The sequence below is a fragment of the Algoriphagus sp. NF genome, from assembly GCF_028823735.1.
Classification (GTDB): domain Bacteria; phylum Bacteroidota; class Bacteroidia; order Cytophagales; family Cyclobacteriaceae; genus Algoriphagus; species Algoriphagus marincola.
The window spans coordinates 1-2,335 of sequence record NZ_JAPEIB010000086.1 but is presented as its reverse complement, the minus strand read 5'-3'; the positions used below and the strand labels follow the sequence as shown (position 1 = coordinate 2,335).

General features: G+C 43.2%; 3 protein-coding genes. All 3 read right to left on the bottom strand.

Annotated features, from left to right (window positions below):
• A partial coding sequence (locus OU792_RS18390; RefSeq protein WP_274671034.1) for an ABC transporter ATP-binding protein occupies nucleotides 1-601 on the bottom strand: 601 nt, incomplete at its 3' end.
• A complete protein-coding gene (locus tag OU792_RS18385; protein ID WP_274671033.1) occupies nucleotides 588-1,829 on the bottom strand; it encodes a nitrous oxide reductase family maturation protein NosD in 1,242 nt (413 codons plus the stop codon). The genes OU792_RS18390 and OU792_RS18385, both read right to left, overlap by 14 nt.
• 17 nt (nucleotides 1,830-1,846) lie before the next feature.
• Entirely contained in the window at nucleotides 1,847-2,281 is a 435-nt protein-coding gene (locus OU792_RS18380) for a nitrous oxide reductase accessory protein NosL (protein ID WP_274671032.1), read from the bottom strand.
• Nucleotides 2,282-2,335 lie beyond the last annotated feature (54 nt).

Here is a 2,335-nt window from a genome sequence, read left to right as displayed (position 1 = left end):
AGATGTAAATGGCGCGGTTGGTCAGCTCCTCCAAGTCACTGAGAATATGTGAAGTGATGAGAATGAGCTTGCCGTTTTTCCGTTCTTTTTTGATTTTGGCCTTCAGCACTTCTACTGCAATGGGATCTAAGCCGGCAGTAGGCTCATCGAGAATTAAGACTGCAGGGTCAAACATAAATGCCAATGCCGCCGATACTTTCTGCCGGGTACCACCGGACAAGGTGCCCAATGCTTTATGCTTCATCTTTTCCAATTCAAAATCTTCGTAAAGCTCCAAATCAAAAGAGTTTACCTCTGGCCGAAGGTCCCGCATCATCGAGAAAAGCTGGCCAATTTTCATATTAGCGGGGTAGTGACCTATCTGAGGCATGTAGCCAATCTGCTTTCGATAAGCGACATTTCCCCGGATGGACTGCCCCCCTACAGCAATCTCTCCGCTATCAGGAATGACCATCCCCAAAATCGTTTTGATCAAGGTAGTCTTTCCAGACCCATTGGGTCCCATCAGGGCATAGCTATTGCCAAACTCGAACTCCAGATTGAAGTCATTCAATACCTGAAGTTTTCCGAATCGCTTGGATATATTTTTAACTGAAATCATAAGGCCGCATTTTAGGTGAGTGATCGATCATTTCGTCAGGGGTCATAGTCGGGAGGATTTTTTCCATCCTGTCCAATAAGGTGACCATAAAACTCCTCCACAGCATGACTGATGCGGGGATTTTTTCGACAATGACACTGTATAAATTGATGGGGCGAAAGGGCACATCCCCAACCGCATCCCGGTTGAGGTCATAGCCCTCATATTTGTCCCAATAGTTTTCTTTCAGCGTATTGAGGACAAGGTTTCCGTTGGTGCTTAGATCGAAGGTATTGTTGGAGAAATTATTGGCTTGGAAAAGGTTTTGATCACAAGAGGCCATCAGTTTGAGGGCCCAGCCATTCTCTCTGAAGGTGTTTTTTTGAAATTCAATTCTACTACTACCCTCCATATAGATCCCTACGGTGTTTTTTTGAAAGATATTCCCGATTACTTTGGAATCTGAAATATCCTTGAGTAGAATCCCATAGGCACTGCTTCCCCAATTTTCTTCAAATCGGTTTTCTATCATCGTCACATTTTTGGTGTACATGACTGCTACCCCTGCTCCGTTTCTCCGAAAGGTATTTTTCCGATAGGTATTGTCATGGGCAAACATAAAGTGAAGCCCATAACGCATATTACCCTGGATGAGGTTTTGCTCCACTTCTGTATCAGTGACAAATTCGAGGTAAATCCCATCTCTGTGGCCAGAAACCTGGTTATTCTCAATCAAATTATTGTTGCATTTCCAGAGGTGTATACCATTTCCGACCTCAAATTCTCTTTCAGCAGAGGCTGTTATCCGATTGTCTCGGATGGTCATCCCGGAAGAATTGGAGAAATGAAGTCCAAAAAATGTTTCTTCAAGGATATTGTTTTCAATCCTGCAGTTTTTAGAATCAAAAAACTTAATAGCTGCAGAATCATCCATATTGGATTTTCCGGTATTGATAAATTTAAAACCACGAATCAGCACATTCTCCGCTGCAACCAGAAAGATATTTCCTTTGCCCTGACCGTCCATTACCGGAAAATTCTCCCCAAGTAGCGTAAGGGTTTTTCTAATGATCAGCGAATTGACTGGATAGACTCCGGAGGAAAAGAGTAATGTATCACCAGCTGAAGACTGATCGATGAGTTCCTGAAAGGAATCCGAAGGGTTCACTTTGATTTTTGCTGCATAGAGATTGCTTTCCCAAGGGAAGAAGGAAAATAACATCAGCAGAACAAGGCAGTACTTTTTCATAACTGGTAGATTTTGACTCATTTAAACTGGGTAGTCAACTCTCCCCAGGCCAGGTAGACGCCACCGTTTTTCACTTTGTAATCCTTCAGCAGATCATAATCCGGGAATGCCACAATATTGGATGCCATTGGAGTTTTGATTTGTTCAGATTTCAAAAAGAATGCATAGTTTACATCCAATAGAGTTCCGGGATTCAGATAATCCATCACCAAAACATGCTTAAACGCCTGTCTTTGCGCTGCTTCTGAGTCCATGTAGGAAAGCATGCAATTGACATCGTCGAAAATGAATATTTTGCCTTTTTCGGTAACCAGCTCGGCTCCAAACTTGGGATCCATCAGGGTCATTTTGCAGTGATGACAGGCGTCTTGTCCCAAGACAATCGGTCGAGGGTCCGAACTACATGCTGCCAAGGTGGCCAGTGTGACTAGTGCTATCAAATATCGTTTCATGGTAAAGGGTCAATTAGGGTTTGTTTATTTTTTAAGAGCGAGTCGGCTTCCCTT

Coding starts and splice junctions, on each gene's coding strand:
- OU792_RS18385 (WP_274671033.1), bottom strand. CDS start 1,829: ATGAAAAAGTACTGCCTTGTTCTGCTGATGTTATTTTCCTTCTTCCCT.
- OU792_RS18380 (WP_274671032.1), bottom strand. CDS start 2,281: ATGAAACGATATTTGATAGCACTAGTCACACTGGCCACCTTGGCAGCA.